The sequence below is a fragment of the Acidovorax sp. FG48 genome, assembly GCF_057809085.1.
In genome coordinates this window covers 31,122-55,452 of record NZ_JBMDJH010000006.1, presented here as the reverse complement: position 1 = coordinate 55,452, position 24,331 = coordinate 31,122, and the positions used below count along the sequence as shown (strand labels likewise).

The 24,331-nt window shown below is 65.1% G+C and carries 23 protein-coding genes and 1 riboswitch; of the genes, 4 read left to right on the top strand and 19 right to left on the bottom strand.

Features of this window, described 5'->3' with window-relative positions:
• Positions 1-13: 13 nt before the first annotated feature.
• The 6 genes from ACODSU_RS10665 to ACODSU_RS10640 form a co-directional block, all read right to left on the bottom strand.
• Positions 14-808 (bottom strand): ABC transporter ATP-binding protein, encoded by a 795-nt coding sequence (locus ACODSU_RS10665; protein ID WP_116747428.1) that lies wholly within the window; start codon positions 806-808, stop codon positions 14-16.
• On the bottom strand, positions 805-1,839 hold the full coding sequence (locus ACODSU_RS10660; RefSeq protein ID WP_488842234.1) for a FecCD family ABC transporter permease: 1,035 nt from the start codon (positions 1,837-1,839) through the stop codon (positions 805-807). Before ACODSU_RS10660 ends, ACODSU_RS10665 begins: the two co-directional genes overlap by 4 nt.
• The gene (locus tag ACODSU_RS10655) at positions 1,836-2,738 is read right to left on the bottom strand and encodes an ABC transporter substrate-binding protein (protein ID WP_488842232.1); all 903 of its coding nucleotides are present in this window, start codon (positions 2,736-2,738) and stop codon (positions 1,836-1,838) included. Before ACODSU_RS10655 ends, ACODSU_RS10660 begins: the two co-directional genes overlap by 4 nt.
• Positions 2,738-3,340 carry a bifunctional adenosylcobinamide kinase/adenosylcobinamide-phosphate guanylyltransferase gene (locus tag ACODSU_RS10650; protein ID WP_488842230.1) on the bottom strand — a complete coding sequence of 201 codons (603 nt, stop codon included), beginning with the start codon at positions 3,338-3,340 and terminating at the stop codon, positions 2,738-2,740. Before ACODSU_RS10650 ends, ACODSU_RS10655 begins: the two co-directional genes overlap by 1 nt.
• Positions 3,337-4,698, bottom strand: a complete 1,362-nt coding sequence (locus tag ACODSU_RS10645) for a cobyrinic acid a,c-diamide synthase CobB (RefSeq protein WP_488842228.1) — start codon at positions 4,696-4,698, stop codon at positions 3,337-3,339. The genes ACODSU_RS10650 and ACODSU_RS10645 overlap by 4 nt, the downstream gene beginning before the upstream one ends.
• 142 nt (positions 4,699-4,840) lie before the next feature.
• A complete protein-coding gene (locus tag ACODSU_RS10640; RefSeq protein ID WP_488842226.1) occupies positions 4,841-6,724 on the bottom strand; it encodes a TonB-dependent receptor domain-containing protein in 1,884 nt (627 codons plus the stop codon).
• Between the two features lie 83 nt (positions 6,725-6,807).
• Positions 6,808-7,046: riboswitch (cobalamin riboswitch) on the bottom strand.
• Between the two features lie 163 nt (positions 7,047-7,209).
• Between ACODSU_RS10640 and ACODSU_RS10635 the strand changes: the two genes are divergently transcribed.
• The 3 genes from ACODSU_RS10635 (at position 7,210) to ACODSU_RS10625 (ending at position 9,028) form a co-directional block, all read left to right on the top strand.
• Positions 7,210-7,434 carry a hypothetical protein gene (locus ACODSU_RS10635; RefSeq protein ID WP_015014799.1) on the top strand — a complete coding sequence of 75 codons (225 nt, stop codon included), beginning with the start codon at positions 7,210-7,212 and terminating at the stop codon, positions 7,432-7,434.
• The gene (locus ACODSU_RS10630) at positions 7,431-7,808 is read left to right on the top strand and encodes a cell division protein ZapA (RefSeq protein WP_488842224.1); all 378 of its coding nucleotides are present in this window, start codon (positions 7,431-7,433) and stop codon (positions 7,806-7,808) included. The genes ACODSU_RS10635 and ACODSU_RS10630 overlap by 4 nt, the downstream gene beginning before the upstream one ends.
• Before the next feature lie 404 nt (positions 7,809-8,212).
• Positions 8,213-9,028: a sulfite exporter TauE/SafE family protein gene (locus tag ACODSU_RS10625; RefSeq protein WP_488842222.1), complete on the top strand. Its 816-nt coding sequence runs from the start codon at positions 8,213-8,215 to the stop codon at positions 9,026-9,028.
• A 60-nt stretch (positions 9,029-9,088) separates the two neighbouring features.
• On the opposite strand, the gene ACODSU_RS10620 is transcribed toward ACODSU_RS10625, so the two are convergent.
• The 4 genes from ACODSU_RS10620 to hemN form a co-directional block, all read right to left on the bottom strand.
• The gene (locus tag ACODSU_RS10620) at positions 9,089-11,533 is read right to left on the bottom strand and encodes an EAL domain-containing protein (protein ID WP_488842220.1); all 2,445 of its coding nucleotides are present in this window, start codon (positions 11,531-11,533) and stop codon (positions 9,089-9,091) included.
• The gene (locus tag ACODSU_RS10615) at positions 11,530-12,852 is read right to left on the bottom strand and encodes a cyclic di-GMP phosphodiesterase (protein ID WP_110961123.1); all 1,323 of its coding nucleotides are present in this window, start codon (positions 12,850-12,852) and stop codon (positions 11,530-11,532) included. The genes ACODSU_RS10620 and ACODSU_RS10615 overlap by 4 nt, the downstream gene beginning before the upstream one ends.
• Before the next feature lie 203 nt (positions 12,853-13,055).
• The gene (locus tag ACODSU_RS10610; RefSeq protein ID WP_488842218.1) at positions 13,056-13,781 is read right to left on the bottom strand and encodes a sulfite exporter TauE/SafE family protein; all 726 of its coding nucleotides are present in this window, start codon (positions 13,779-13,781) and stop codon (positions 13,056-13,058) included.
• A 5-nt stretch (positions 13,782-13,786) separates the two neighbouring features.
• On the bottom strand, positions 13,787-15,169 hold the full coding sequence (gene hemN, locus ACODSU_RS10605) for an oxygen-independent coproporphyrinogen III oxidase (RefSeq protein WP_291446150.1): 1,383 nt from the start codon (positions 15,167-15,169) through the stop codon (positions 13,787-13,789).
• Positions 15,170-15,358: 189 nt separating this feature from the next.
• On the opposite strand from hemN, the gene fnr reads away from it, so the two are divergent.
• Positions 15,359-16,081 carry a fumarate/nitrate reduction transcriptional regulator Fnr gene (fnr, locus tag ACODSU_RS10600; protein ID WP_015014806.1) on the top strand — a complete coding sequence of 241 codons (723 nt, stop codon included), beginning with the start codon at positions 15,359-15,361 and terminating at the stop codon, positions 16,079-16,081.
• Between the two features lie 101 nt (positions 16,082-16,182).
• Here the strand turns inward: fnr and ACODSU_RS10595 are convergent, their stop codons facing one another.
• The 9 genes from ACODSU_RS10595 to ACODSU_RS10555 all read right to left on the bottom strand — a co-directional run bounded on the left by ACODSU_RS10595 (position 16,183) and on the right by ACODSU_RS10555 (position 24,308).
• Positions 16,183-16,479: a hypothetical protein gene (locus ACODSU_RS10595; protein WP_015014807.1), complete on the bottom strand. Its 297-nt coding sequence runs from the start codon at positions 16,477-16,479 to the stop codon at positions 16,183-16,185.
• A gap of 55 nt (positions 16,480-16,534) precedes the next feature.
• Positions 16,535-16,813 (bottom strand): FixH family protein, encoded by a 279-nt coding sequence (locus ACODSU_RS10590; protein WP_488842216.1) that lies wholly within the window; start codon positions 16,811-16,813, stop codon positions 16,535-16,537.
• Between the two features lie 64 nt (positions 16,814-16,877).
• Positions 16,878-18,323: a cytochrome c oxidase accessory protein CcoG gene (ccoG, locus tag ACODSU_RS10585; RefSeq protein ID WP_015014809.1), complete on the bottom strand. Its 1,446-nt coding sequence runs from the start codon at positions 18,321-18,323 to the stop codon at positions 16,878-16,880.
• A 92-nt stretch (positions 18,324-18,415) separates the two neighbouring features.
• Entirely contained in the window at positions 18,416-19,330 is a 915-nt protein-coding gene (gene ccoP, locus ACODSU_RS10580; protein WP_015014810.1) for a cytochrome-c oxidase, cbb3-type subunit III, read from the bottom strand.
• Positions 19,331-19,354: 24 nt separating this feature from the next.
• Positions 19,355-19,492, bottom strand: a complete 138-nt coding sequence (locus tag ACODSU_RS10575) for a CcoQ/FixQ family Cbb3-type cytochrome c oxidase assembly chaperone (RefSeq protein WP_015014811.1) — start codon at positions 19,490-19,492, stop codon at positions 19,355-19,357.
• A 16-nt stretch (positions 19,493-19,508) separates the two neighbouring features.
• Positions 19,509-20,141 (bottom strand): cytochrome-c oxidase, cbb3-type subunit II, encoded by a 633-nt coding sequence (gene ccoO / locus ACODSU_RS10570; protein WP_060987389.1) that lies wholly within the window; start codon positions 20,139-20,141, stop codon positions 19,509-19,511.
• Between the two features lie 18 nt (positions 20,142-20,159).
• A complete protein-coding gene (gene ccoN, locus ACODSU_RS10565; protein WP_110961118.1) occupies positions 20,160-21,599 on the bottom strand; it encodes a cytochrome-c oxidase, cbb3-type subunit I in 1,440 nt (479 codons plus the stop codon).
• 64 nt (positions 21,600-21,663) lie between these two features.
• Entirely contained in the window at positions 21,664-21,801 is a 138-nt protein-coding gene (gene ccoS, locus ACODSU_RS10560) for a cbb3-type cytochrome oxidase assembly protein CcoS (protein WP_010460651.1), read from the bottom strand.
• Positions 21,801-24,308: a heavy metal translocating P-type ATPase gene (locus ACODSU_RS10555; protein ID WP_488842437.1), complete on the bottom strand. Its 2,508-nt coding sequence runs from the start codon at positions 24,306-24,308 to the stop codon at positions 21,801-21,803. The genes ccoS and ACODSU_RS10555 overlap by 1 nt, the downstream gene beginning before the upstream one ends.
• Between the last annotated feature and the right edge of the window lie 23 nt (positions 24,309-24,331).

Sequence of the window (24,331 nt, the reverse complement as noted above, 5' to 3'; positions counted from 1 at the left end):
TCCATGTGTTGTTTCATTGGCTGTGCTTGCGCTGCATCGATGGCAGCGCCATCCACATGCCATCCAGATGCCGCACGTGGATGCGGTGGTCAAACACGCTCTCCAGCGCAGCGTGCGTGGCGGGTGCATCGCAGGCGCCCTGGTGCAGCACGCGGCCCTGTGCCATCACCACCATGTCGTCGGATTGCAGTGCCAGCGACACCTCGTGCAGCACGCTGACCACCGTGCCCCCCGCATCGACCAGCGCACGCATGGTGTGCAGCCAGTCGGTCTGGTGCGGCGGGTCGAGGTTGGCCAGGGGCTCGTCCATCAGCAGCACCTGCGCCTGCACGGCCAGGGCGCGGGCCAGCAGCACGCGCTGCCGTTCGCCGCCCGACAGCTGCGATAGCGGGCGGTGGCGCCAGTCCCAGGCCTGCGTGGTGCGCAGCGCCTGCTCCACCGCTGCGTGGTCGGCCGCACCCGGCGGTGCCAGCCAGGCCTGGTGCGGCAGCCGGCCGAGCATGGCCACGTCATAACTGGTCAGGTCGTCGGCCGAGCCTTCGTTCTGCCCCAGCCAGGCGAGCTGGCGGGCGCGTTCGCGCGCAGGAATCTGCACCAGCGGGCGGCCGAGCAACAACACGTCGCCCTGCACTGCCACACGCGGCAGCAGGCCCGCCAGCACCTTGAGCAGGGTGGACTTGCCCGCGCCGTTGGGGCCGACGATGCTGGTCCAGCGCCCGGCGGGCAATTGCAGGTCAATGCCCTGCAATATCGAGCGATTCCCGATGCTGGCGCTTATCCCATTTGCACTGATAGCTATTGATTTCATAGTGCGCCCCCCTGCGAGGTGCGCCGGTGCATGAGCCACAGCAGATAGGTGCCGCCCAGGGCCGCCGTGAGCACGCCCACGGGCAGCTCCTGCGGCGCCAGCAGCCAGCGCGCCAGGATGTCGGCCGCCATGAGCAGCACCGCGCCCATCAGGCTGGAGAGCACGATGTGCCGTTCGTGTGTCACGCGCACGATGGAACGCACCAGGTGCGGGGCCGCCAGCCCCACAAAGGCGATGAGCCCCGTCTGCGCCACCGCCGTGCCCGTGGCCAGCGCCATGACAGCCACCAGCCCGACACGCATGGGCATGAGCGGCAGGCCCAGGCTGGCGGCCGTGGCCTCGCCCAGCGTGAGGCCGTCCAGCGCACGTGCCAGCATCCAGGCAACCACCGAGCACAGCGCCCAGGCCACGGCCATGAGCAAGCAGGCCGCCCAGCCCACAAAAGCCGTGCTGCCCAGCGTGAAGGCCTGCATGGCCTGCAGGATGTCGGGCGAGGCCAGTTCCACCAGGTCACGCAGCGCGCCCAGCACCACGCCCACAATCACCCCCGCCAGCAACAAGCGCAGCGTGTGCTGCACGCCCTTGGCGAGCAGCAGCGTGAGCACCACCGCCCCCGCCGCGCCCAAAAATGCCATGCCCGTGATGCCGATGCGGGCCATCCACTGCGCCGCCACCGGCGACACCCCGAAGAGCGCCATGGCGACAGCCCCGCCCAGCGCTGCGCCCGAGGCGCTGCCCAGCAGGTACGGGTCGGCCAGCGGGTTGCGAAACAAACCCTGCGCCACCGCGCCCGACAGGCCCAGCAGCGCCCCCGCCAGCCACGCACCCGCCGTGCGCGGCAGGCGGATGTCCCACACGATCTGCCAGGCCACAGGGTCACCGTGCATGCGCAGCACGCTGTCAAAGCCCGTGCTGCCCACGCTGGCGCCACACACCGCCAGCAACGCGCTGGCGAGCAACAGCCAGGCGGCACACCATGCGGCGCGGCGGCTGGCGGAACCCGTGGGCAAGTCGATCGGAATGCTGGTCATGACGCTTTGTCCACCAGACACCGCGCCATGATGCGGGCCGCCTCGGCCATGCGCGGCCCAGGGCGCACCACCACATCGGAATCGCCGGGGCCAAACACGCACAGCCGGTTCTCGCGGATGGCACGCATGGAAGCCCAGCCGGGGTACGGCACCATGGCCTGCATGCTGCGGTTGCCGATCATGATGATGTCGGGGTTGGCGCGCACCACGAACTCTGGGTTCAGGCGCGGAAACGGCCCCAGCGACGCCGGCACCACGTTGCGCACGCCCAGCCGGGTGAGCGATTCGCCAATGAACGACGCCTCGCCCGCGGCATAGGGCCCACGGCTCACCTCGAAGTACACACGCACATTTTTGGCCTTGGGCGGCAGGGACTGTGCAGCCGCCTGCACGCCCGCGTCGATCACACGCCAGAGGCGGTCGGATCCTTGCGCGCGAGGCACGCCCAGCAGGTCGCTGACAGTGCCCAGCACGCGGCGCACGTCGGCATGCGTCTTGGGCTCGAGCTGCACCACCGTGAGGCCCAGCGCCTCCAGCCGGTCACTGGCGCGCGAGCTGACGGACATCAGCACCACGTCGGGCTTGAGTGCCACGACGGCCTCGATGCTCGGGTCCAGCCCGCCCCCCACCTTGGGCAGCTTGGCAATCACGGCCTCGGGCCAGTTGGAGTAGCGGTCCACACCCACCAACCGGTGGCATTGCTCCAGTTCGCACACGCTTTCGGTCAGCGAAGGCAGCAGGCTCACGATGCGCTGCGGGGGACGGGGAAGCGAGACTTCGCGGCCCTTGTCGTCCTTGATGTGCACCGGCTGCGCACGCGCGAGGCCGGCCATCAGCAGGCCCAGCAGCACCAGAATGGCGATGACCCACAGGATGCGGCGCACGGGGGTTGGTTTCATCAGCAGGGTTCTTTCAAAGTGAGAGGCAGACCGGCAGCCATCAACGTGACCCGTGGACACACCTGCGCCACCTGCTGGTTGAGCATGCCCAGCGCATCGACAAAGGCGCGCACCTCGCGCCCCATCGGGATGACCCCCAGGCCTATTTCGTTGCCCACCAGAACAACGGGCCCGGGGGATTGCCGAATCGCTTCAAAAAACATAGTAGCTTGGGCATGCCAATCTAGCGCTTGCGCCTGTTTTTGCTCTGAATTCATGGTTTCGAACCCCAGCGGCATGGTCCACTGGGTCAGCCACAGCGTGAGGCAGTCCAGCACCACCAGGGTGTGCGGCGTGCTCAGCCGCGTGAGGGCCGCGGCCACGTCCCGAGGCTCTTCCACCGTCTGCAAACCGGGCACGCGCTCGGCGCGGTCGCGCTGGTGGCGGGCGATGCGCTCGCGCATCTCGTCGTCCCAGGCTTGCCCGGTGGCGATCAGCACGGCGCGGTGGTCGGCAGACTGCGCCAGCCAGTCGCGCGCCAGCAGTTCGGCGCGGCGGGATTTGCCACTCTTCTGGCCGCCCAGGATCAACTCGTTGGTGATCGAATGCAGTGCCGAAGTCATGCGTGGCCCCCACCGCCCAGCAGGTGCGCAACCGCCTCGGGGCTGGACGGGAACCACGCGTGGAAGTAGCTGGCGTAGATGCTGCCCTGCTGGTACAGCGCTTCGCCCGCGTCGGGCGCCACAGCCTCGTGGGGGCGCGCCGTGCGGGCCACCACGGGGGCGCTGCTGTCGCTGGTCGAATAGTGAAAGGTGTGGCCGCGCAGCGTGTGCCCGGCCACCGTCAGGTGCTGCGGTCCCAGCGCTGCCAAGCGCTTTTGCATGGTCACGCGGCCGGGCAGCAGGCCCCAGAGCGGGGCCGCGCTGCCGTCCGCGAGGGTGATGGATTCAAACAGCGCCATCATGCCGCCGCACTCGGCCCACAGCGGCTTGCCCGCCGCCACATGGGCGCGCAGGCTGGTCAACATGCCGGTGTTGGCAGCGATCTGCGCGGTGTGTAGCTCAGGGTAGCCGCCGGGCAGCCACACGGCGTCGCAATCGGGCAATGCGGCATCGTGCAGCGGCGAGAAGAACACCACGCGCGCGCCCATCTGTTCCAGGCACTGCACGTTGGCGGCGTAGATGAAGCAGAAGGCCGCATCGCGCCCCACAGCCACCGTGCGGCCCGCAAGCAGCGCAGGCACGGCAACCGGGGATGCAGGCGCCGGGAAGTCCACGGCCCAGCCCTGCAGGTCTTCCACCGTCATCTGGCCCAGCGGCGTGGCGGCCAGCGCGTCGGCCGCAGCATCCAGCCGCTGTTGGCTGTCGTCCAGCTCGTGTGCGGCCACCAGACCCAGGTGGCGTTCGGGCAGCAGTGCGGCACCGGCCTTGCCGGTTGTCGGAGCGTTGCCGGGCTGCACCCGCATCAGCGCGCCCATCCAGTCATCGGCATCGTGCAGGCCGTCCCGCAGCATGTCGGCATGGCGCGCGCTGCCCACGCGGTTGGCTAGCACACCGGCCCAGGGCAAGCCCGGCCGGTAGTGGCGCAGGCCATAGGCCAACGCGCCAAACGTGCCCGCCATGGCCGAGGCATCGACCACCGCCAGCACCGGCACGCCAAAGTGCCGGGCCAGGTCGGCCGCGCTGGGGTCACCATCAAACAAGCCCATCACGCCTTCGATGAGGATCAGGTCCGAATCACGCGCAGCATCGTGCAGGCGCTGCGCGCAGTCGGCCTCGCCGTTCATCCACAGGTCGAGCTGGTGCACGGGTGCGCCGCTGGCCAGCTGATGCCAGTGCGGGTCCAGAAAGTCCGGCCCGCACTTGAACACCCGCACACGCCGCCCCTGGCGCGCATGCAGGCGTGCCAGGGCGGCAGTGACGGTGGTCTTGCCCTGCCCGGAGGCCGGAGCCGCAATCAGCAGCGCTGCACAGCGTGTCATACACCGCCCCCAGCGCGACATTCACCCAGCGGTTGATGACACTGGCACGCCCAACGCCAGTGCCACCGTGGAGCTGGCTCCGCCAGGCCACGGGTGGCGTCCCCCCTGCGGGGGGAAGCCGCGCAGCGCCTCAGGGGGGGCTTCACTGAGGTGCCCACTTCACACCGACATAGACCGTGCGGCCAGCGGTGGCATAGGTGCGGGCCAGTTGGTAGTCTTTGTCGGCCAGGTTGTCAATGCGGGCCAGCAGCGTGTAGTCGCGCCCAATGCGCGTACTGGCGTACAGGTTGACCAGCGTGTAGCCGCCCAGCACGGTGGTATTGGCCACGGTGTCGAAGCGGCGGCCCGACGCCTGCACTTCGGCGCCGACGGTCCAGCCTGCCAAGCGCGTGTCGGCGCCAAAGGTGGCGTGCTGCTTGGCGCGGCGTGCCAGTTGCTTGCCGGTGTCCAGGTCGCGCGGGCGCTGCAGGTCGATGGAGCCGTGCAACTGCACGTCGCCTACACGGTGCGAGCCCGCAAACGTCACGCCCTTGTATTCGGCGCGGGCCGTGTTGGCATAGCAACCAAAGCTGGAGGCACAAGTGCCCGCACCGCCAAAGGAGATCAGGTTGCTCACGCGGTTGCGGAACAGCGTGGCCGAGAAGGTGCTGTTGCCTTGGGCATAGCGCAGCGCCATTTCGGCATTGCGGCTGCTTTCGGGGCGCAGCGTGGCCACGCCGTATTCGCTGAAGCGGTGGTACAGCGTGGGTGCACGGAAGGCCGTTCCCACCGACGCCGTGGCACGCCACTGCGGGGTGATCGCATAGCCATAGGCCACGCTGCCGGTACCCTTGCCGCCAAACTCGCTGTCGGAGTCGTGGCGCAGGTTGAGCTGCACGGTGTGGCCCGCGGCGTTGTAGCCGTAGCCCAGCGCCAGCGCATCTTGCGAGCGCTTGGCGTCGATGGGTTGGTTCTCCAGGCGGTCCTCGCGGCGCTCCAGCGCGGCCGTCACCAGATGCGCGCCCTGGCGCCATTCGTTCTGGAACAGGTAGCCGCGCAGGCGTGTTTCGCTCAGATACGGCGAGGGGCGGGTTTCGTATTCATCGCGCGAGTCGGTGATGGAAAAACGCGTTTTGTAGGCGCTGTTCCACTGGGCTGTCCAGTTGAGGCCCAGCGCGTGCAGGGTGTGCAGGTTGCGGTCGTCCTTGCCCAGGCCGCTGTCGTAGCCGCTGTTGGTGTCGTTGACCATCAGCGTGCCTTCGAGGCGGTGCACGGCGTTGACCTGCAAGCCGACCCGCGCATGGCCCGCCGTGGAGCGGTAGCCGTCGCGGTCCGGGTTCTGCCCGGCAACAGGGCGCGCATTGAAGCCCTTGCTGTCATCACGCGCCAGCCCCAGGGCGTAGTCCAGCGTGCCGCTGGCACCGCTGATCCCGGCTTCCACCTTGGTGGTGTTGTGGCTGCCCACGCCGATGCCCACGTAAGGCGCCGTACCGTTCTCACCGCGCTTGGTGAAGATCTGCACCACGCCCCCCAAGGCGTCCGAGCCATACACGGCGCCCGCCGGGCCACGCAGCACTTCGATGCGGTCGATGAGGCCGAGCGGAATGCTCTCCCAGGGTGCGCCGCCGGTGGACTGCGAGTCGATGCGCACCCCGTCGATGTACACCGCAGTGAAGCGCGACTCCGCGCCACGCAGGAACACACCGGTCGTGGTCCCGGGGCCGCCATTGCGCGAGAACTCCACACCAGGCAGACGGGCCAGCAGGTCCGCCAGACCGGTAGCGCCACTGGTTTCGATGGTTTCGCGGTCCACGATGGAGATGTCCGCCACCAGGTCGGCCAGCGGCTGCGGCGTGCGCGTGGCGGCCACCACGGTTTCAGACAACGACGGTGCGCGCAGGTTTTGCGCCAACAGCTCGCCGGAGGCCGGAGCGGTCTGTGCGAAAGCGCCGCAGGCGCTGCCAGCCAACAGTGACAGCAGTGCCAGGCGTGGGGCGGGCAGGCACAACGACGCCGCAGGGCGCGCACGAAGGGTACGGATTTTCATGGGGATCAAGGTCAACAAACAACCCGGGCCGGCCTCCCGCCAGCGTGTGGGTGATACAGCCGCGCAGCGCCAAAAAAAGGACGCACGCAGCCACCGTGTTGGCCGGTATCCGGGCTGGCGGAACACCCCCCCAATGCCTTCCCAGGCGCTTGTTCAAGGCACCCAGTGGCTTATGGATGGAGAGAGAATCGGGCGATTCGTCCGCTGACCGTTGCGGGGGCAGCGCAGGCTGGGCGGGTACCGGTGGTACGGCGCCTCCCTGCTTCCCGTTGAACTGCGGCATGTGAACCACGCCGCGAGCACCAACAACAGGATTTTACGACCGTTTACAAGCGTCCTTTTTGCGGCAGAACAGGCAAACAACCCATCAGGGCACCCGCGCGGCCAGTGATGCACTGTGATCTGTTCTGTGTTGCGTGTGGCACACCACCGCAGACCGGGGCCAGGGTCCGCTCGGTGCCACACAGCCTACAATCCGAGGCTGTATGGCAATACCGTCCCCCACCGACCAGATAGCCGAGCGCGTGGAACGCCTGCTGCTGCGACATGCAGAGTTGCAGCGCACCAATGCCCTGTTGGCTGATCAAGTTGCGGCACTGACGCAGGAGCGCGATTCGCTCAAGTCCCGCTTGAGCGCCGCACGCGCGCGGGTGGATGCCCTGCTCGAACGCCTGCCCGCTGCCGCGCCGCTCACGAAAGAAGCCGAATGAAGCAAATCGAGGTGCAGATCCTTCAGCAAAGCTATCTGCTGTCCTGCCCCGAGGGCCACGAAAGCCGCCTGCTCGACGCCGTGGAACGCGTGGACACCGCCATGACGCGCATCCGCGATGCAGGCAAGGTCCGGGCACGCGAGCGCATCGCCGTGCTGGCGGCCCTGAACCTGGCTTTCGAGATCGCCGACCGCGAAGCGGCAGACCTTGCGGCCGCAACCCACCCAGTGGCCACGCCGCCCGCAAGCCCCAGCCCCGGCGCCCCCATGGCGGGACACCAGGAAAGCCTGTTGCCAGATACCGACCAGCAGCGCCTGCAAAGCCTGGTTCAGCGCCTGGACGACGCTTTGGGCGATGACGGGCGCTTGCTCTAGCCCCTGCGTGCTGTGGGTGTGCTGAGATACACCCGTCCTCCCACCCGTTCGTCACAGCCGCTTGCGGGCTTTACATGCCCCCGAGCGCACAGCGCCCGCTGGCAGCACCTACAATGGACGGGTCTGCGAAGCTGTCGGGCTTTATATTTCCTTGAACCAATGCTCATTGAGCTCGGGCTTGGTACATCGTCCGGTGAGCGTGATCATCTCGCGTCAGATGAACCCAACGCCAGGCTGCCCTCGCCCACCTGAACCCCCGGTTCAGGATGAGAGTTCGGTGGCATTCGCAGACACCCTCTTCCCCATGCCCTGTCATTGCAAGCACAAGCTGCTGCGTCCTTGACAGGGCATTTTCTCGCGGCTCCCCGCGTGCTCTGTTGTTCTTTCTTGACTGACATCCCGCCATGCTCGATCCCCTGCTGATTGTTGAACTCGGTGTGCTCGGCCTGGCCACAGGCTTTCTGGCGGGACTCCTGGGCATCGGCGGGGGCATGCTGCTGGTGCCGTTCCTGACCTACATCCTGGGCACGCGTCAGGTGTCGCCCGACTTGGCGGTGAAGATGGCAATTGCCACCTCCATGGCCACCATCATGTTCACCTCCATCTCCAGCGTGCGCGCCCACCACCGGCGCGGTGCAGTGCGGTGGGACATCGTCACGCACCTGGCGCCTGGCATCGTGCTGGGCGGGTTCATCGCCAGCCTGGGTGTGTTTGCGCTGCTCAAGGGCTCGTTTCTGGCAATCTTCTTCGCACTGTTTGTGAGCTTCTCGGCCACGCAGATGTTTCTGGACAAGAAGCCTGCGCCCACACGCCAGATGCCGGGTGGCGCGGGCCAAGTGGCGGCGGGCGGCGTGATCGGATTTCTGTCGGGCCTGGTCGGCGCGGGCGGCGGCTTTGTCAGCGTGCCCTTCATGACCTGGTGCAATGTGCCCATCCACAACGCAGTGGCCACCAGCGCCGCGCTGGGGTTCCCCATCGCACTCGCCAACGTGATCGGCTACGCCATTGGCGGACAGAACGTGAGCGGCTTGCCTCCAGCCTCCCTGGGCTACATCTGGCTGCCAGCACTGGGCGTGATTGCGAGCTGCAGCGTGCTGACGGCCCCGCTAGGCGCCAAAGCAGCCCACAACCTGCCCGTCAAGCAACTCAAGCGCGTGTTTGCGTCGCTGCTGTTTGGCCTGGCGGCTTACATGCTGTGGAAAGGCGTTTCGGCCGCCTGAGGCCGACACAGAGGCGGACTCTTTGCAGTCCGCCGCGTTGCAACATCTGAGCGCTCGGTGTCAGGTGTTCAAAGGCCGGTGGCGCCCCTGGGCCTTGAGCGGCAAGTGCTTGCTCAGCAGAGCACGGAACTGGTCGGCCGGCAGCCCGGGCGCGCACAAAAAGCCCTGGTAGTGCTCGCACTGCATCTGCTGCAGCACCGCCTGCTGGGTTTCAGTCTCCACCCCTTCAGCCACCACTTCGATGTGCATGGCACGGCCCATGCTGATGATGGCGCTGACAATGGCCCGGTCGCCATCGTCGTCGGGCAGGCCACGCACAAAAGACTGGTCGATCTTGAGCTTGTGGATGGGGAGTTTTTTCAAATAGGCCAGGCTCGAGTAGCCGGTGCCGAAATCGTCGATCGCCAGACCAATGCCCAGGTCCGCCAAAACGCGCAGACGCTGCTCCATCTCCTGTGCGTCCTGCAGCAGGATGGTTTCTGTCAGCTCCAGTTCCAGCAAGGTGGGGGGCAGCTGGTGCACCGCCAGCAGGCGCGTGATGCGGTCCACAAAGTCGGGCTGACGAAACTCCAGCGCTGATACGTTCACGGAAATCATGATCGGCGAGCCGCTGTGCATCCAGAGTGCGGCCTCGCGCACCGCCTGCTCCATCACCCAGGCGCCCAAGGTCACGATGTAGCCCGATTCTTCCGCCAGCGGAATGAACACCGCAGGGGATACCGCGCCAAACTCGGGGTCCGTCCAGCGCAGCAGCGCCTCGGCCCCGGTGATGCGCCCGGTCGCCATATTGACCTGGGGCTGGTAGTGCACGGCCATGCGCTGCAGACCCAGCGCCTGGCGCATCGCATGCTCCATCTGCATGCGCGCGAGCAGGTTGGCGTTCATCTGCGGCTGGTAAAAGCCGTAGCTGCCGCGCCCACGCTCCTTGACCCGGTACATCGCGGTGTCGGACTGCTTGATCAGGTCGTCCAACGTAGCGCCATCCTGCGGGTACAGCGCAATGCCGATACTGCACTGGATCGAGAAGCCCATGCTGTCGAGCATGAAGGGCTTGAGCATGTCGTCCAGAATCCGGCGCGCCACACTTTCGGCCACCGATGCATCACCCCCATGCAGGTAGATGACAAATTCATCCCCGCCGAGACGGCACAGCATGTCGGTTTGCCGCAAGCAGGTCTGCAGGCGTTCAGCCACCAACTGCAGCACCCGGTCTCCAAAAGGGTGCCCCAGGGAGTCATTGATGATCTTGAAGCGGTCCATGTCCAGGAACAGGATCGCGAAGCCGGTGTCGCTCTGGCGCGCCCCTTGGATGGCGGTATCCACGCGCTGCGAGAGCAGCAGGCGGTTGGGAAGACCCGTCAGTGCGTCGCTGTAGGCCAGCTCTTCAATGCGTTTTTGCGCGGCGTGCTGCAGTGTCAGGTCGCGCATGAAGCCGATGCTCTGCACCAGCCGCCCTTCATCATCGCGCAAGGCCACCCACGACAGCTGCACCGCGCAGTAAGCGCCGTTGTCACGGGGCAGCCACAACTCGCCCTCCCAGAAGCCATCCTTGGCCCAGCCCTGCAGCACCTGCTCCATGAAGGAGGCATCCGAGCCTCCTCCAAACAGCGAGGCCGCCACACAGCCTTCAAAACCCTTGGCCGTGGGACCGACCAGCCGCTCACACCCGGGGTTCATCCGCATGATGCGGTGCTGGCTGTCGGCGATGAAGATCGCATCCAGGCTGGACTCAAACACGCGCGCGGCCAAACGAAGGCTGGCCTGCGTCTCGGTCTGCCGGGTGATGTCCCGGAACGAATACACACGCCCCACTGCGCGGCCCTGACTGAACTGCGGCACCGTGCGCATCTCCAGCACCACGCCGTTGCGCAGCTCGACAATGTCGGTGCTCTCCTGCATGGGTTCGCGGTCGATGGCTGCCAGGCGCTCGGCATAGAAGCGGGGGTCCGACACCTGGTCCGCCATGAAGGCGTACACCGCCGCATCGTCGCGCTCCACCAGCAACTGGCGCGGCAGGTTCCACAGCTGGGCCAGACGCTGGTTGAATGCGCGCACACGGCGATCCAGTCCACACACCAGCATGCCATCAGCGGCAGAATCCAGCGTGGCACGCAGCTCGGACAACAGTGTCTCCAGTTCACGCTCAGTGGTCTCCTGGAGGCTGCGGTCCAGCATGGTCAGCAGCAGCACCGTACTACCACCCTCCCCCCAAGGCACACGCCGGACACAACGTTGCACCGGCACCAAGCTGCCATCAGCACGCAGCAAACTGGTATGGGCAGTCACGCCCTGCGCAATCACATCGACTGGCTCCGACCAGAACGCCAGCTCCTGGGGCGTGCTGGCCAAGTCCAGCACAGACCGCCCTCGCATGGCGGCGGCAGACAACCCGGTGAGGCGCGCGGCGCATGCGTTGGCTTGCAGGATGTGTTGGCTGGCCTCATCCAGGAGCCACACGGCCTCCTGCAGGCCATCCAGCCACCCGAGCGATTGGAGATCGTTCACGCCGCAGCCTCGTCAGGGCCGGGACTGACCGCTCGCTCAAAAAAGTAACAGATCCGCTGCCGGGGAGACAGGTAGTCCAGCGCGTCACGCGGCAGTTGTGCGGGCTTGAGGCTGCGCCGTATGCCCAGTTCAGGGACAGTTTCCAGATCCAGGATCGGCGCCTCTTCCTTGGGCACCCGTGGGTCGTGCACGATGACCTTGGGCCGCAACGGCCGCGACGAGTTGACCGAGGCCACGATGGCATACCGGTCATTGACCAATTGCACGATGGAGCCGGGCGGGTAGACCCCCATCATGCGAATGAAAGCCCCCAGGACCACCGAATCAAAACGGGCCTTGAGCTGGGCAAAGATGACGGAGAGCGCCTCGTGGGGCGTCAGCGCCGTTACTCCCATGGCCGGGTTGCACATGCGGTCGTACTGGTTGACCAGCGCCAGGACCTGGCTCATGCGCCCCAGATCGGGCCCCTTCAGGCGCTGGGGAAAACCACTGCCGTCACACATTTCGTGGTGCCGCGCCACGGCCGTGAGCACTGCATCGGCAAACCCCATGCGTTTGGCCAGGGCAACGGATTCCGCCACGTGGGTCTCGTAGCGTGTCCGCTCCATGGGGATCATGGAAGGGGTGGGCTGGCGCAGATTGGGCGGCAGCTTGAGCTTGCCAATGTCGTGGATCAATGCGGCCACACCCAGATCGTGCAGTTCCTCGCTCTTCATGCCCAGGGACCGCCCCAGCAGCAACGAAATCACCATCACATTGATCGGATGCAATCCGTTGCGCTCGCCCACGCCCTCGGACAGCAGCCGGATGACGGAGTCGCCGTTTTCCAGCAGTTCGGTCACGCATCCAGAGACCAGCGCCTCGCCCTTGGCCCTGGCCTGGTCCGGGTGCTCGGAAACCGTGCGCTCCATGGACTGGTACTGACGGGTGGCTTCTGAGAAACGCTGATTGCAGGCGGCCAAGGCCCGGTTTTGTGCTTCCAGCAGCTCACGGCGACGCTGTGCCTCGGGGTCTACGACAGTGGCCGTCCCAGGCCCGGGCGCATCCAGGCCGTTGGGCGGTGGGGCTGTCATCTCGGGCACGCTCCAGGCAGCAGGCACCAGCTCCTGCAGTTCTGGATCGCTCTTTTTGGGGACGTAACGTACCTCGGTCAACCCCAGCTCGCGCAAGGTGGCGATCTGTTCCGACGACGCCACCCGGAAACTGCTGGTCGGGAACGGATGGTGCATCCAGCCCACGTCGAGCTGGATGTACATGCCGACACGCAATTGGCTGATGTCGATGAGGATGGATGAGTTCACGTCAGGCGCACGATACATGGCGACATCAATGCCACCAATAGTTACGCAGATTATCACCAGTTCCAGTGACGTGGCGAAGAACCGGCAGACCGCGCGGCGATCCGGCAACACTTGGCAGAAATCGGGCCTGACTGGAGCACCGCAATACCTTGGGCTGAGGCATCGCCCCGCTTGGAACCAGCGGGCGATTGGCGGTGACAGGACAAATCAGCGCCGCCCGCTCAGCGGCACCAGAGCGATGGCTTGTAAATGAGATCCATCCACAACGCCCAGGCAGCGACCGCGCACAGCATGGCGCCTGCGGCCCTCGTGCCCCACTGAGCCCGTGCGAGATTCAGGCGGTTGCGAAGGCTGCTCCAAGCCCAGGGGCCACCCACCAGCCAGACCCCGCTGCCCACGGCAAACAGGGCCATGGTCAGGGCCCCCTCCAGCGCCCCTCCACTGAGCGCCGCGACCAACAGGGCCGAGTAGAGCAACCCGCAAGGCATCAGGGCCCACAGAACCCCGGCCGCCATCACGCCGCCTGGCGCCCCGACCAGCGGTCGAACACGCGCCCATACGGAGCGGCCCGCCTGCTCCACCCAGGCAGGCTGCCGGGACTGCACCATCATCATGAGCCCCCAGGCCATGACTGCCACGTGCATCAGCGTCCAGGCGGGACGCAACGCGGTGGTCTGCTGGGTCAGCCATGCCAGACTGTCCATGGCCAAGGCCGCCAATGCACCGGCACTGGCATATCCCACCAGGCGCCCCAAATGAAAGGCCACGGTACGCTGGAGCGCACCGCCACGCGGCGCCCAGCGCACCACCTGCTCAGCACTGTCCTCCGCCGGTGGCGCGCCGCCCTGCCCCACGAGTGCTCCGCAAGGCGCGGAGCACATGGCCAGGCAGTGGGACCCGCCAGCGAGTCCCATGAGCAAAGCAGTCCAGCCGACCGTGGCAAGCATAGGTATCAGATGATGCGCGAAAACCGGGCGCGGTTGCGGTCTGCCTGCAGATAGCGGTCAAAAACCATGGCGATGCCCCGCACGAAGAACCAACCGGTCGCGGTCACTTCAATGCCCTCAGGCCCAACGCGCACCAGCCCTTGCTCCTGCATGCCCTCCAATTGGGCCAACTCCGCCGCGAAATACTGACGGAAGTCGATCAGCCACGCCTGCTCCATCGGCTCGAACAGCAGTTCCCCTTGGCACATCAGGGCCATGATGGCCGCACGGCGTACCAGGTCGTCGCGCGTGAGCGCCAACCCGCGCACTACGGGCAACCGCCCTTGGTCCAGGAAGTCGTAGTACTCATCCAGCGTCTTGGAGTTCTGGCTGTAGGTTGCCCCCACACGGCCAATGGCCGATACGCCCAAGCCGATCAAATCGCAGTCCGGCTGCGTGCTATAGCCCTGGAAGTTGCGGTGCAGGCGCCCCTGGCGCTTGGCCACGGCCAGGGCGTCGGTGGGCAGCGCAAAGTGGTCCATGCCCACGTACACGTATCCAGCATCCATGAAGGCATCGAGCGAGCGCGACAACATGGAAAGCTTGCTCGCGCCCGTGGGCAACTCCGCAGAGATGATGCGGCGCTGTGGCTTGAAACGCTCTGGCAGGTGCGCGTAGGCATACAGCGCGATGCGGTCAGGCCGCAGTTGTGCCACCTGGGCCAGCGTGCGGTCAAAAGACTCGGGCGTCTGGCGCGGCAGGCCGTAGATCAAATCCACATTCACCGAGTCAAAGCCCAACGAACGCGCAGATTCGACCAGCGCAAACACCTGCTCGGCAGGCTGGATGCGGTGCACAGCCTTCTGCACTTCGGCATCAAAGTCCTGTACGCCAAAACTCAGCCGGTTAAAACCCAGCTCAGCCAACAGTGCAAGACGCTCTGCATTAACGGTGCGGGGGTCCACCTCGATCGAGTATTCCCCCCCAGGCGCGAGCGTGAAGCTGCGCTTGAGCATGGCCATCAGCTCTCTCAGGCCCGAATCGGAGAGGAAGGTGGGTGTGCCTCCCCCCAGGTGCAGTTGACTCACCACCTGTCCTACGCCACAGTGCGCGGTGTGCAGGTCGATCTCGCGGCTCAGGTAGCGCAAGTAGACCTCGGCGCGGTCATGGTGCTTGGTGATGATCTTGTTGCAGGCGCAGTAGTAACACAGGGATTCGCAAAACGGGATGTGCACGTACAGGGACAGCGGCATGGCCTTGGCCAGCGTGCCCGAGCGGCGCTGTTGCAGCGCCAGCACATAGTCTTCCTGACCAAACGCCTCCACGAAACGGTCGGCCGTTGGATAGGATGTATAGCGGGGCCCTGGCACGTCAAAGCGGCGCAGAAGGTCTGGCGAAACAGCAGTCATGGGGAAATTTCCTTGCGTACACCTTGACTGTGCCGTAGGCTCTGGGACATGTCCTTGACCTGCATCAAGTGAACCCGCAAGCGATACAGCGACAATTTGATGAAGGTCAGCCGCTTGCCCGCGCTCTGTATTCAGGTTCGTGTACGGCAAGCGCGATATGCTTGACCGCTAACCCAAGCCCATGTGTCTATGAACCCGCTCACCATCAAAGTCGCCTGCTCCAACTGCAACCTTCGCGAGCTGTGCATGCCCGTGGGCTTGAACGAAGAGCAACTGCAGCGCATTGACGAGGTCGTTGCTGTCCGCCGCAAGGTCAAGCGCGGCGGCACGCTGTTTCGCAATGGCGAGTCCTTCACGTCCCTGTATGCCATCCGCACCGGTTTTTTCAAGACCTGTGTAGCCACCGAAGACGGTCGCGACCAGGTCACGGGCTTCCAGATGGCGGGCGAGATCATCGGGCTGGACGGCATCGTGAATGACCACCACACCTGTGACGCAGTGGCCCTGGAAGATGCCGAGGTCTGCGTCATGCCTTTCGACCGCATCGAAGAACTCTCCCGCGAAGTCACGGCCCTGCAGCACCACGTGCACAAGATCATGAGCCGCGAGATCGTGCGCGAACATGGTGTGATGCTGCTGCTGGGCAGCATGCGTGCCGAGGAGCGCCTGGCGGCCTTCTTGCTCAACCTGGTGCAGCGCCTGCATGCACGGGGTTTCTCGCAATCAGAACTGGTGCTGCGCATGACGCGCGAAGAGATCGGAAGCTACCTGGGCCTCAAACTTGAAACAGTGAGCCGCACCTTCTCCAAGTTTGTGGAAGAAGGCATCGTGGAAGTCAAACAGCGCCATGTGCGCATCCTCGACACCGATGCCCTGCGACGCATTGTGAACAGCCAGCAGACCTGCCACTGATTACGGCCCCTCGTCGGCTGAGAGTCGGGGCCGTACCAAAGTCCGCCGGTCCCTTTTAAAACGGCATGCAGCGCATGTCCGCATGAACCGGCGAAAAAGGCTCAGGAGCAAGACGACGATGTCTTGCGGCAATCGTCAGGGCGCTCCCCGTCGGGCACGGGACAGCGGTTGACCTCAAACGGGGACATGGACAGTAGCGTGGTCAATGCGCTGGTGGCCATGGTGATGGCCCAGAACACAAAAAATGCGAGGGTGTACACCCCCTGCCTCGACAGCGCCAGAGGCTGCCCGAACCAGTGCAGGTCCTGGGGGTCCACCATGGCAAAAACCAGCATCTCCAGCACACCCGCCATCAAAAAGGCGGGCCATGCAATCCACATCAGGCGTTGCGTCCACATATAGGTTCTGTCTCCTGGTGCTGCCGGGGTCGCCAGGGTGTGCGACCCTGGGGTTTCAGCGTGGTTGGTCTTGCACAGGGGTGGCCGCATGGTTGCGGGCCTTGAGGGCCGGCGCCAGACTCTTTTCCGGCGCCACCAGTGCCTTGTTGATTTCGATGCCTTGGCGGTAGTAGTCCTCCGCCACCACGGGGTCGGGCCGCGAAATCGCCAGCCACAGCGTCACAAAGCCCGCCACGATCACGATCAGAGGCCCGGCAATCACCAGCCACACATGGCCAAACTTCCACCAGGGTACGGTTGCCGCCGGGGTTGCAATGGCAGGGTTTGAAGACATGGTGCTTTACTCCTCAACAATATCGGTCAAAGTGCGGCCCTGAAGGGCCCCACCGGAATACCGCTCAGCGCGGTACAAGGAACACGGATTTCTCCGTGACATGGGCCGCTGCTCCTACGGCCTGCACATCAAACTGAACGGCGTGCGATCCGGGCGTGGCGGAACCATAAGGAATCTGCAACCGCACGGCCACCCAGCGAGACTCTGCCGCGCCAATGTCCACTTCAGCCTCGGAAGCCACTTCGAGCCCCTCCAGGCCCCGCGCACTGATGCGATAACGCTGCTCGCCCTCGGTGGCATTCATGATCTGCAGCCGGTAAATGTTCTCCAGCTTGCCACCTGCCACGATGCGCGAGAGCGCAGCGCGGTCCCGCACCACATCCACCTTCAGCGGCGTGCGCACCACCAGGCTGGCCAACATGGCCACGCAAAGGGTGACCAGCACAGCGCTGTAGATCAGCACGCGGGGGCGCAGCACGCGGCGCAACATCTGCGACTGGGTCCAGTGCTTGGCCACGCCGTTCTGGGTCGAATAGCGGATGAGCCCACGCGGGTACTGCATCTTGTCCATCACGGTGTTGCAGGCGTCCACACACAGGCCACAGCCGATGCATTCGTACTGCAAGCCCTTGCGGATGTCGATGCCCACGGGACAGACCTGCACACACAGCGAGCAGTCAATGCAATCGCCCAGCCCCTGGGCTTTGTAGTCGATGTTCTTCTTGCGCGGACCACGCTGCTCGCCACGTTCAGGGTCGTAGGTAACGATCAGCGTATCTTTATCAAACATCGCGCTTTGAAAGCGCGCATAAGGGCACATGTACTTGCAGACCTGCTCGCGCATGAAGCCCGCATTGCCATAGGTGGCAAAACCGTAGAACAGCACCCAGAAAATCTGCCAGCTGCCCTGGAACGCCAGCAGCTCGCTGCCCAGCTCTCGAATGGGGACGAAGTACCCCACAAAAGTAAACCCGGTCCACAGGGCCACCGCGATCCACACCACTTGCTTGAAAAACTTCTTGCGGATCTTCTCGAACGTCCAGGGGCCGTTGTCCAGGCGGAGCCGGGCACTGCGATCGCCTTCGATCTTGTGCTCGATCCACATGAACATTTCGGTGTACACCGTCTGCGGGCACGCAAAGCCACACCACAGACGCCCGGCCACTGCGGTGAACAGGAACAGCGACAACGCCGAAATGATCAGAAGGCCGGTGAGGTAGATGAAATCCTGCGGATACAGCACCAGGCCAAAGATGTAGAACCTGCGAGCCCCCAGGTCAAACAGCACCATCTGGCGCTGGCCCCACTCAAACCACGGCAACCCGTAAAACACCAGCTGTGTGAGAAACACCATGCCCCAGCGCCAGCGCGCAAACAGGCCGCTGATGGAGCGCGGGTAGATCTTCTTTTGCGCTTCGTACAGCGAGATGATCTCGCCCGCAGAAGACGCATCTGCCGCGACTGGCGTAATCGGGATGACCTTGCGAGCCGGCTCGCTGGGTGTGCTCATGGTGTCGCTTTGTGAACGGAGATAAGGCGTAAGAGGGGTGCCTTCAAATGGAAACCCGGGCCGTGCGTCTCACGCACCGCCCGGCAGCCAGGTCAGCGTGCAGCCACCTGCTTGTTCGACAGGCCCCACACATAGGCAGAGAGTACGCCGATCTGCGCCTCGGTCAACTTTTCAGCCTGTGCAGGCATCTGGTTGACCTTGCCGTTGTTGATCATGGCGGTGATGGCGGCCTCGCCCCAGCCATGCAGCCAGATGTCATCGGTCAGGTTAGGCGCGCCCAGCGCCTGGTTGCCCTTGCCGTCCATGCCGTGGCAGGCTGCGCAGGCGGCAAACTTGGCCTTGCCCAGCGATGCGCGCAGCGAGTCATGGGGGCTGCCCGACAGACTCAGCACGTAGTGCGACAGGTTACGCACGTCTTCCGGGGAGCCCACTGCGGCTGCCATGGGAGGCATGTTGCCGATGCGGCCCTTCTCCAGCGTCTCGCGGATCTTCTCGGGCGTGCCGCCGTGCAGCCAGTCGTTGTCCGTCAGGTTCGGAAAGCCCTTGCTGCCGCGCGCATCCGAGCCGTGGCACTGTGCGCAGTTGTTCATGAACAAACGCTCGCCAATGGCATGGGCCTGGGGGTCTGCGGCAACGTCTTCAGGCTTCATGGAGGCAAAGCGTGCGTACAGCGGCTCCAGCTCCGTCTTGGCCTTGGCCATTTCGGCTTCGTACTCGCCCTTCTGCGTCCAGTTGAGCTTGCCGGTGAAGCTGCCCAGACCTGGATAGGCGGCCAGGTAGCCCAGGCCAAAGACGATGGTGATGACGAACAGCCACACCCACCAGCGCGGCAGGGGGTTGTTCATCTCGACCAGGTCCTCATCCCAGACGTGGCCAGTTGTATTGTCGGAGGTGGCCACCACCTTCTTGCGGCCCGCCATCCAAAGCAGGATGCCGCAGGCGATGATGCCGACCAGGGTCAGCGTGGTCACAAAGACCGACCAGAAATTGCTGGTGAAGTCACTCATGGGGTGTTCTCGTTCTGGTGAAGGTCAATCTGTCTCGAAAGGCAGCTGGGCTGCCTCGTCGAACCGGGCCTTGTTGCGGCCTCGGTAGGCCCAGACCCAGATGCCAATGAAGCAGGCCATCGATGCCAGGGTGGCGACGATGCGCATGGTGGTGATGTCCATGGGATATCTCCTTTGCTTACTTGAGCGCACGGCCCATGACTTGCAGGTAGGCGATGAGCGCATCCTGCTCCGTCTTGCCCTTGACCTCGCCCGCCGCAGCCGTGATCTGCTCGTCGGTGTAAGGCACGCCCACGGTGCGCAGGGCCTTCATGCGGGGCGCCATCACTGCTGGGTCCACCTGGTTCTTTTCAAGCCAGGGGTATGCGGGCATGTTGGACTCGGGCACCACATCGCGGGGGTTGTTCAGGTGGATGCGATGCCATTCGTCGCTGTACTTGCCACCCACGCGGTGCAGGTCGGGACCCGTGCGCTTGCTACCCCACTGGAAGGGGTGGTCATACACAAATTCGCCCGCCACCGAGTAGTGGCCGTAGCGCAGGGTCTCGGCGCGGAAGGGGCGGATCATCTGCGAGTGGCAGTTGTAGCAACCCTCGCGGATGTAGATGTCGCGGCCTGCCAGCTGCAGGGCGTTGTATGGCTCGACACCCTTGACCGCCTCGGTCGTGGACTTCTGGAAGAAGAGGGGCACGATCTCGACCAGACCGCCAATGGCGATCACGATCAGGATCAGCACGATCATCAGAAAGTTGTTGGTCTCCACCTTTTCATGGGTGAAACCGGTCGAAGCAGATGTGTTGTTGTTAGACATGAATGATCTCCTTCGGACTCAGGCGTGGGCCGTGTTCACTGCAGGAATGGCCACCTTGACCGAACGGCCCGAGATGGCAGTCAGCCACACGTTCCAGGCCATGACCAGCATGCCGCCCAGGTACAGCAGACCACCGGCCACGCGGATCACGTAGAAGGGATAGGTCGCCTTCACGCTTTCCACGAAGGTGTAGGTGAGCGTGCCGTCGGGGTTGACCGCGCGCCACATCAGGCCTTGCATCACGCCGGCAATCCACATGGCGGCGATGTACAGCACGATGCCGATGGTGGCCATCCAGAAGTGCAACTCGATCGCCTTGACGGAGTGCATCTTGTCCTTGCCGAACAGACGGGGCACCAGGTAGTACAGCGAACCCATCGATATCAGGCCCACCCAGCCCAGGGCGCCGGAGTGCACGTGGCCGATGGTCCAGTCGGTGTAATGGCTCAGGGCGTTGACGGTCTTGATGGACATCATCGGGCCCTCGAACGTGGACATGCCGTAGAACGACAGCGACACGATCAGGAAGCGCAGGATGGGATCGTCACGCAGCTTGTGCCATGCACCCGACAGGGTCATGATGCCGTTGATCATGCCGCCCCAGCTGGGAGCCAGCAGGATGAGCGAGAACACCATGCCTACCGATTGCGTCCAGTCAGGCAGCGCGGTGTAGTGCAGGTGGTGTGGGCCGGCCCACATGTAGGTGAAGATCAGCGCCCAGAAGTGCACAATCGACAGGCGATACGAGTACACCGGACGGCCCGCCTGCTTGGGGATGAAGTAGTACATCATGCCCAGGAAGCCAGCGGTCAGGAAGAAGCCCACGGCATTGTGGCCGTACCACCATTGCACCATGGCGTCCTGCACACCGGCGTAGGCCGAGTAGCTCTTCATCATGCCCGCAGGGATGGCTGCGCTGTTCACCAGGTGCAGCAGCGCCACAGCCAGGATGAACGCACCAAAGAACCAGTTGGCCACATAGATGTGCTTGACCTTGCGGGTTCCAATGGTGCCGAAGAACACGATGGCATAGGACACCCAGACCAGCGTGATCAGGATGTCGATGGGCCATTCGAGTTCAGCGTATTCCTTGCCCTGGGTGTAGCCCATGGGCAGGCTGACCACCGCAGCCGCAATGACCAGCACCCAGCCCCAGAAGGTGAATGCGGCCAGAGGACCCGCAAAAAGCCGGACCTGGCAGGTGCGCTGCACCACGTAGTAGCTGGTAGCAAACAGCGCGCTACCGCCAAAACCAAAGATCACCGCATTGGTGTGCAAAGGTCGCAAGCGGCCATAACTCAGCCACGGAATGCCAAAGTTGAGTTCTGGCCAGGCCAACTGGGCGGCGATGATGACGCCCACCAGCATGCCGACCACCCCCACCACCACGGCCAGGATAGAGAACTGCCGCACTACCGTATCGTTGTAGTGCGCAGCATTTGTTTTTGGAAAATCCATCGGGCACCTCTTTGTATTGCAGTAAGAGTTTGTTGCAGTCGCGGCTATCGGGCATTGACACAAGTCAACCGTCTCGGAGAATGCGCTCCCCCTCTTGTTCGACGCTCTCGAACTGCCCGTGGTACACCGCCCACCACAGGCCTCCCAGAATCAGGAGCACCAGCATCACGGACAGAGGAATCAACAAATAAAGGATGTCCATCAGACAGGCTCCAGTGGGGTCTTCGAAAGATCAAGGGATGGCTGCGACATGCCGCCGGCCGTGGGGTCGGGGCGCGCAGGCAAAGCGGCTGTTGGCAACGGCGCGCTGTGCGAGCCTGGCAAGGAAGGCAGGTCGCGCGCCAGGCGCGCTGCGTTAAGCACCACCAGCAGCGAACTCAGCGCCATGCCCAGCCCGGCCAGCCAGGCAGGCATCCATCCCAGCACCGCCAGCGGCACACACAGCGCGTTGTAGGCGGCGGCCCACCACAGGTTCTGCCGCACCACGCGCAGGGTGCGGCGGGCCAGCATCACGGTTTGCGGCACCAGCGCCAGGCTGTCGCCCAACACCACAAAGTCCGCCCGGGACTGCGCCAGCGGCACGGCACGGCCAAAAGCAAAAGAGACATGGGCCCCCGCAAGCACCGGGCCATCATTAAGGCCGTCGCCCACCATGGCTACGTGGTGCCCCTGCGACTGCAGTGCCTGCAGCGCTGCCAGCTTGCCCTGCGGAGTGCACTCGCCCTGGGCATGGGCAATGCCCGCCTGCGTGGCCACCCGTTGCACCGCGCCCCGGCGGTCGCCCGACAGCAATTGCACGGCCACGCCGTCCTGCTGCAAGGCCTGCAGCACGGCCGACGCCTCGGCTCGCAGATCCTCCACCAGGTCGAAGCGGGCCAACTCGTTAAGGGATCCATCTGCCGCTTGTTCAGAGAGCACGACTTGCAGCGCTGCACCGCCAGCATCGTTGGCAACGCCCGCGTGGCGGGCAGAGCCCAGGCGGATCGTGCGAGCAGCCACTGCCCCGGTGGCGTCCTCCACCGTAGCGGTCAGCCCCTGCCCTGCATCCTCTTGCAGGCCCATCACCTGCCAACGCCCCAACGGCAGCGGCTGTGCAGAAGCCGCCGCAGCCAACGCCCGCGAAGCCGGGTGCATCGACTGGCGCGCGAGCGCTGCCGCCAGGTCCAGCGCCTCTTGTGCACTGCAACCGGCCGCAGGGTGTACCGCCTGCAGCGCCATGCCGTCGCGGGTCAGCGTACCGGTCTTGTCAAACACCATGGTGTCCACCTGGGCCAGCGCCTCCAGCCCCTGAAGGTTGCGCACCAGCACGCCGTGGCGCGCCAGCGTGCCTGCCGCCGTGAGCATGGCCACCGGGGTGGCCAGCGACAACGCGCACGGGCAGGTGACGATGAGCACTGCCACCGCCACCATCAGCGCGTGCCCGGGGTCCGACGGCCACCAGTAGGCGGCGGCCAGCGCCGCTGCCAGCAAAACGGCCACCAGAAAAGGCCTCGCAATGCGGTCTGCCAGCTGCGCCAGCCGGGGCTTTTGCAGCGACGCGCTTTCCATCAGCGCCACGATTTGCGCAAAGCGGGTCTGCCCGCCCGTGCCTTCCACCAGCACCTCGACCGGCGCCTGCAGGTTGTAGCTGCCCGCCGTCACGCTGCTGCCCACCGGGCGCGCCACGGGCGTGGATTCGCCCGTCAGCAAAGCCTCATCGGCGTGGGTGTTGCCTGCCGTGATGCGTCCATCGGCGGGAAACGCCTCGCCGGGCAGCACACGGATGGTGTCCCCCACCACAATGCGCCGCGTGGCCACGCGGGTGAAGCTGCCATCCGCCGCGCGCCGCTCCACACTGTCGGGCAGGCGGTTCATCACGGCCTCCAGCGCACCCGCCGTGCGATCCCGCAGGCGCAGCTCCAGCCAGCGGCCGGTGAGCAGGAAGAACACGAACATGGTCAAGGAGTCGTAGTACACCTCCTTGCCAAAGATGCCTGCAGGGTCAAAAGTGCCGGCCGTGCTGACCACGAACGTGATGGCCATGCCCAACGCCACGGGCAGGTCCATGCTGACGCGGCGCAGGCGAATGTCGCGCAGCGCGCTGGTAAAAAAGGGGCCACAAGAAAACACCACCATGGGCAGCGTGATGACCCAGGAGGCCCAGCGCAACAGCTGCTCCATCTCGCCCGACAGGTCGCCCGGCTGTGCCACGTAGGCGGGCCACGCATACATCATCACCTGCATCATGCAAAAGCCCGCCACCAGCCAGCGCCACAGCGCACGGCGGCTCTCGCGCAGGCGCTGGTCGCGCGCAAACGCATCCATGGCGGGCATGGCACGGTAACCCGCGTGGCGCACGGCATCCATCCACTGCGACGGCAATACCCGGCCAGGCTGCCACACCACGCGGGCCCGGCGCGTAGCGGCGCTCACCTCGGCTTGCAACACGCCGGGCACGGCCCGCAGGGCGTCTTCGATCGTGAGGGCACAGGCCGCGCAGTGCATGCCCTCCAGCACCACATGGGAGTCCCATGCGGTGGCGGCGCCGTCGGCCACGGCAGTGTCGGTAACGCCACTTGACAGGGGGCTGCCTGCGGGGGTGCAGGGTCGGCCAAACGCCAGCCATTCCTGGGGGTCATCCAGCAGCTCTACCCGCTGCGGCGGCAGCGGATCTGCCACGCTGTCAGAAGGATGCACCGCAGAGGAAGCCGGCGCACCGGGTCGAAACATGGACATGGTTCAAGCCTAACTGT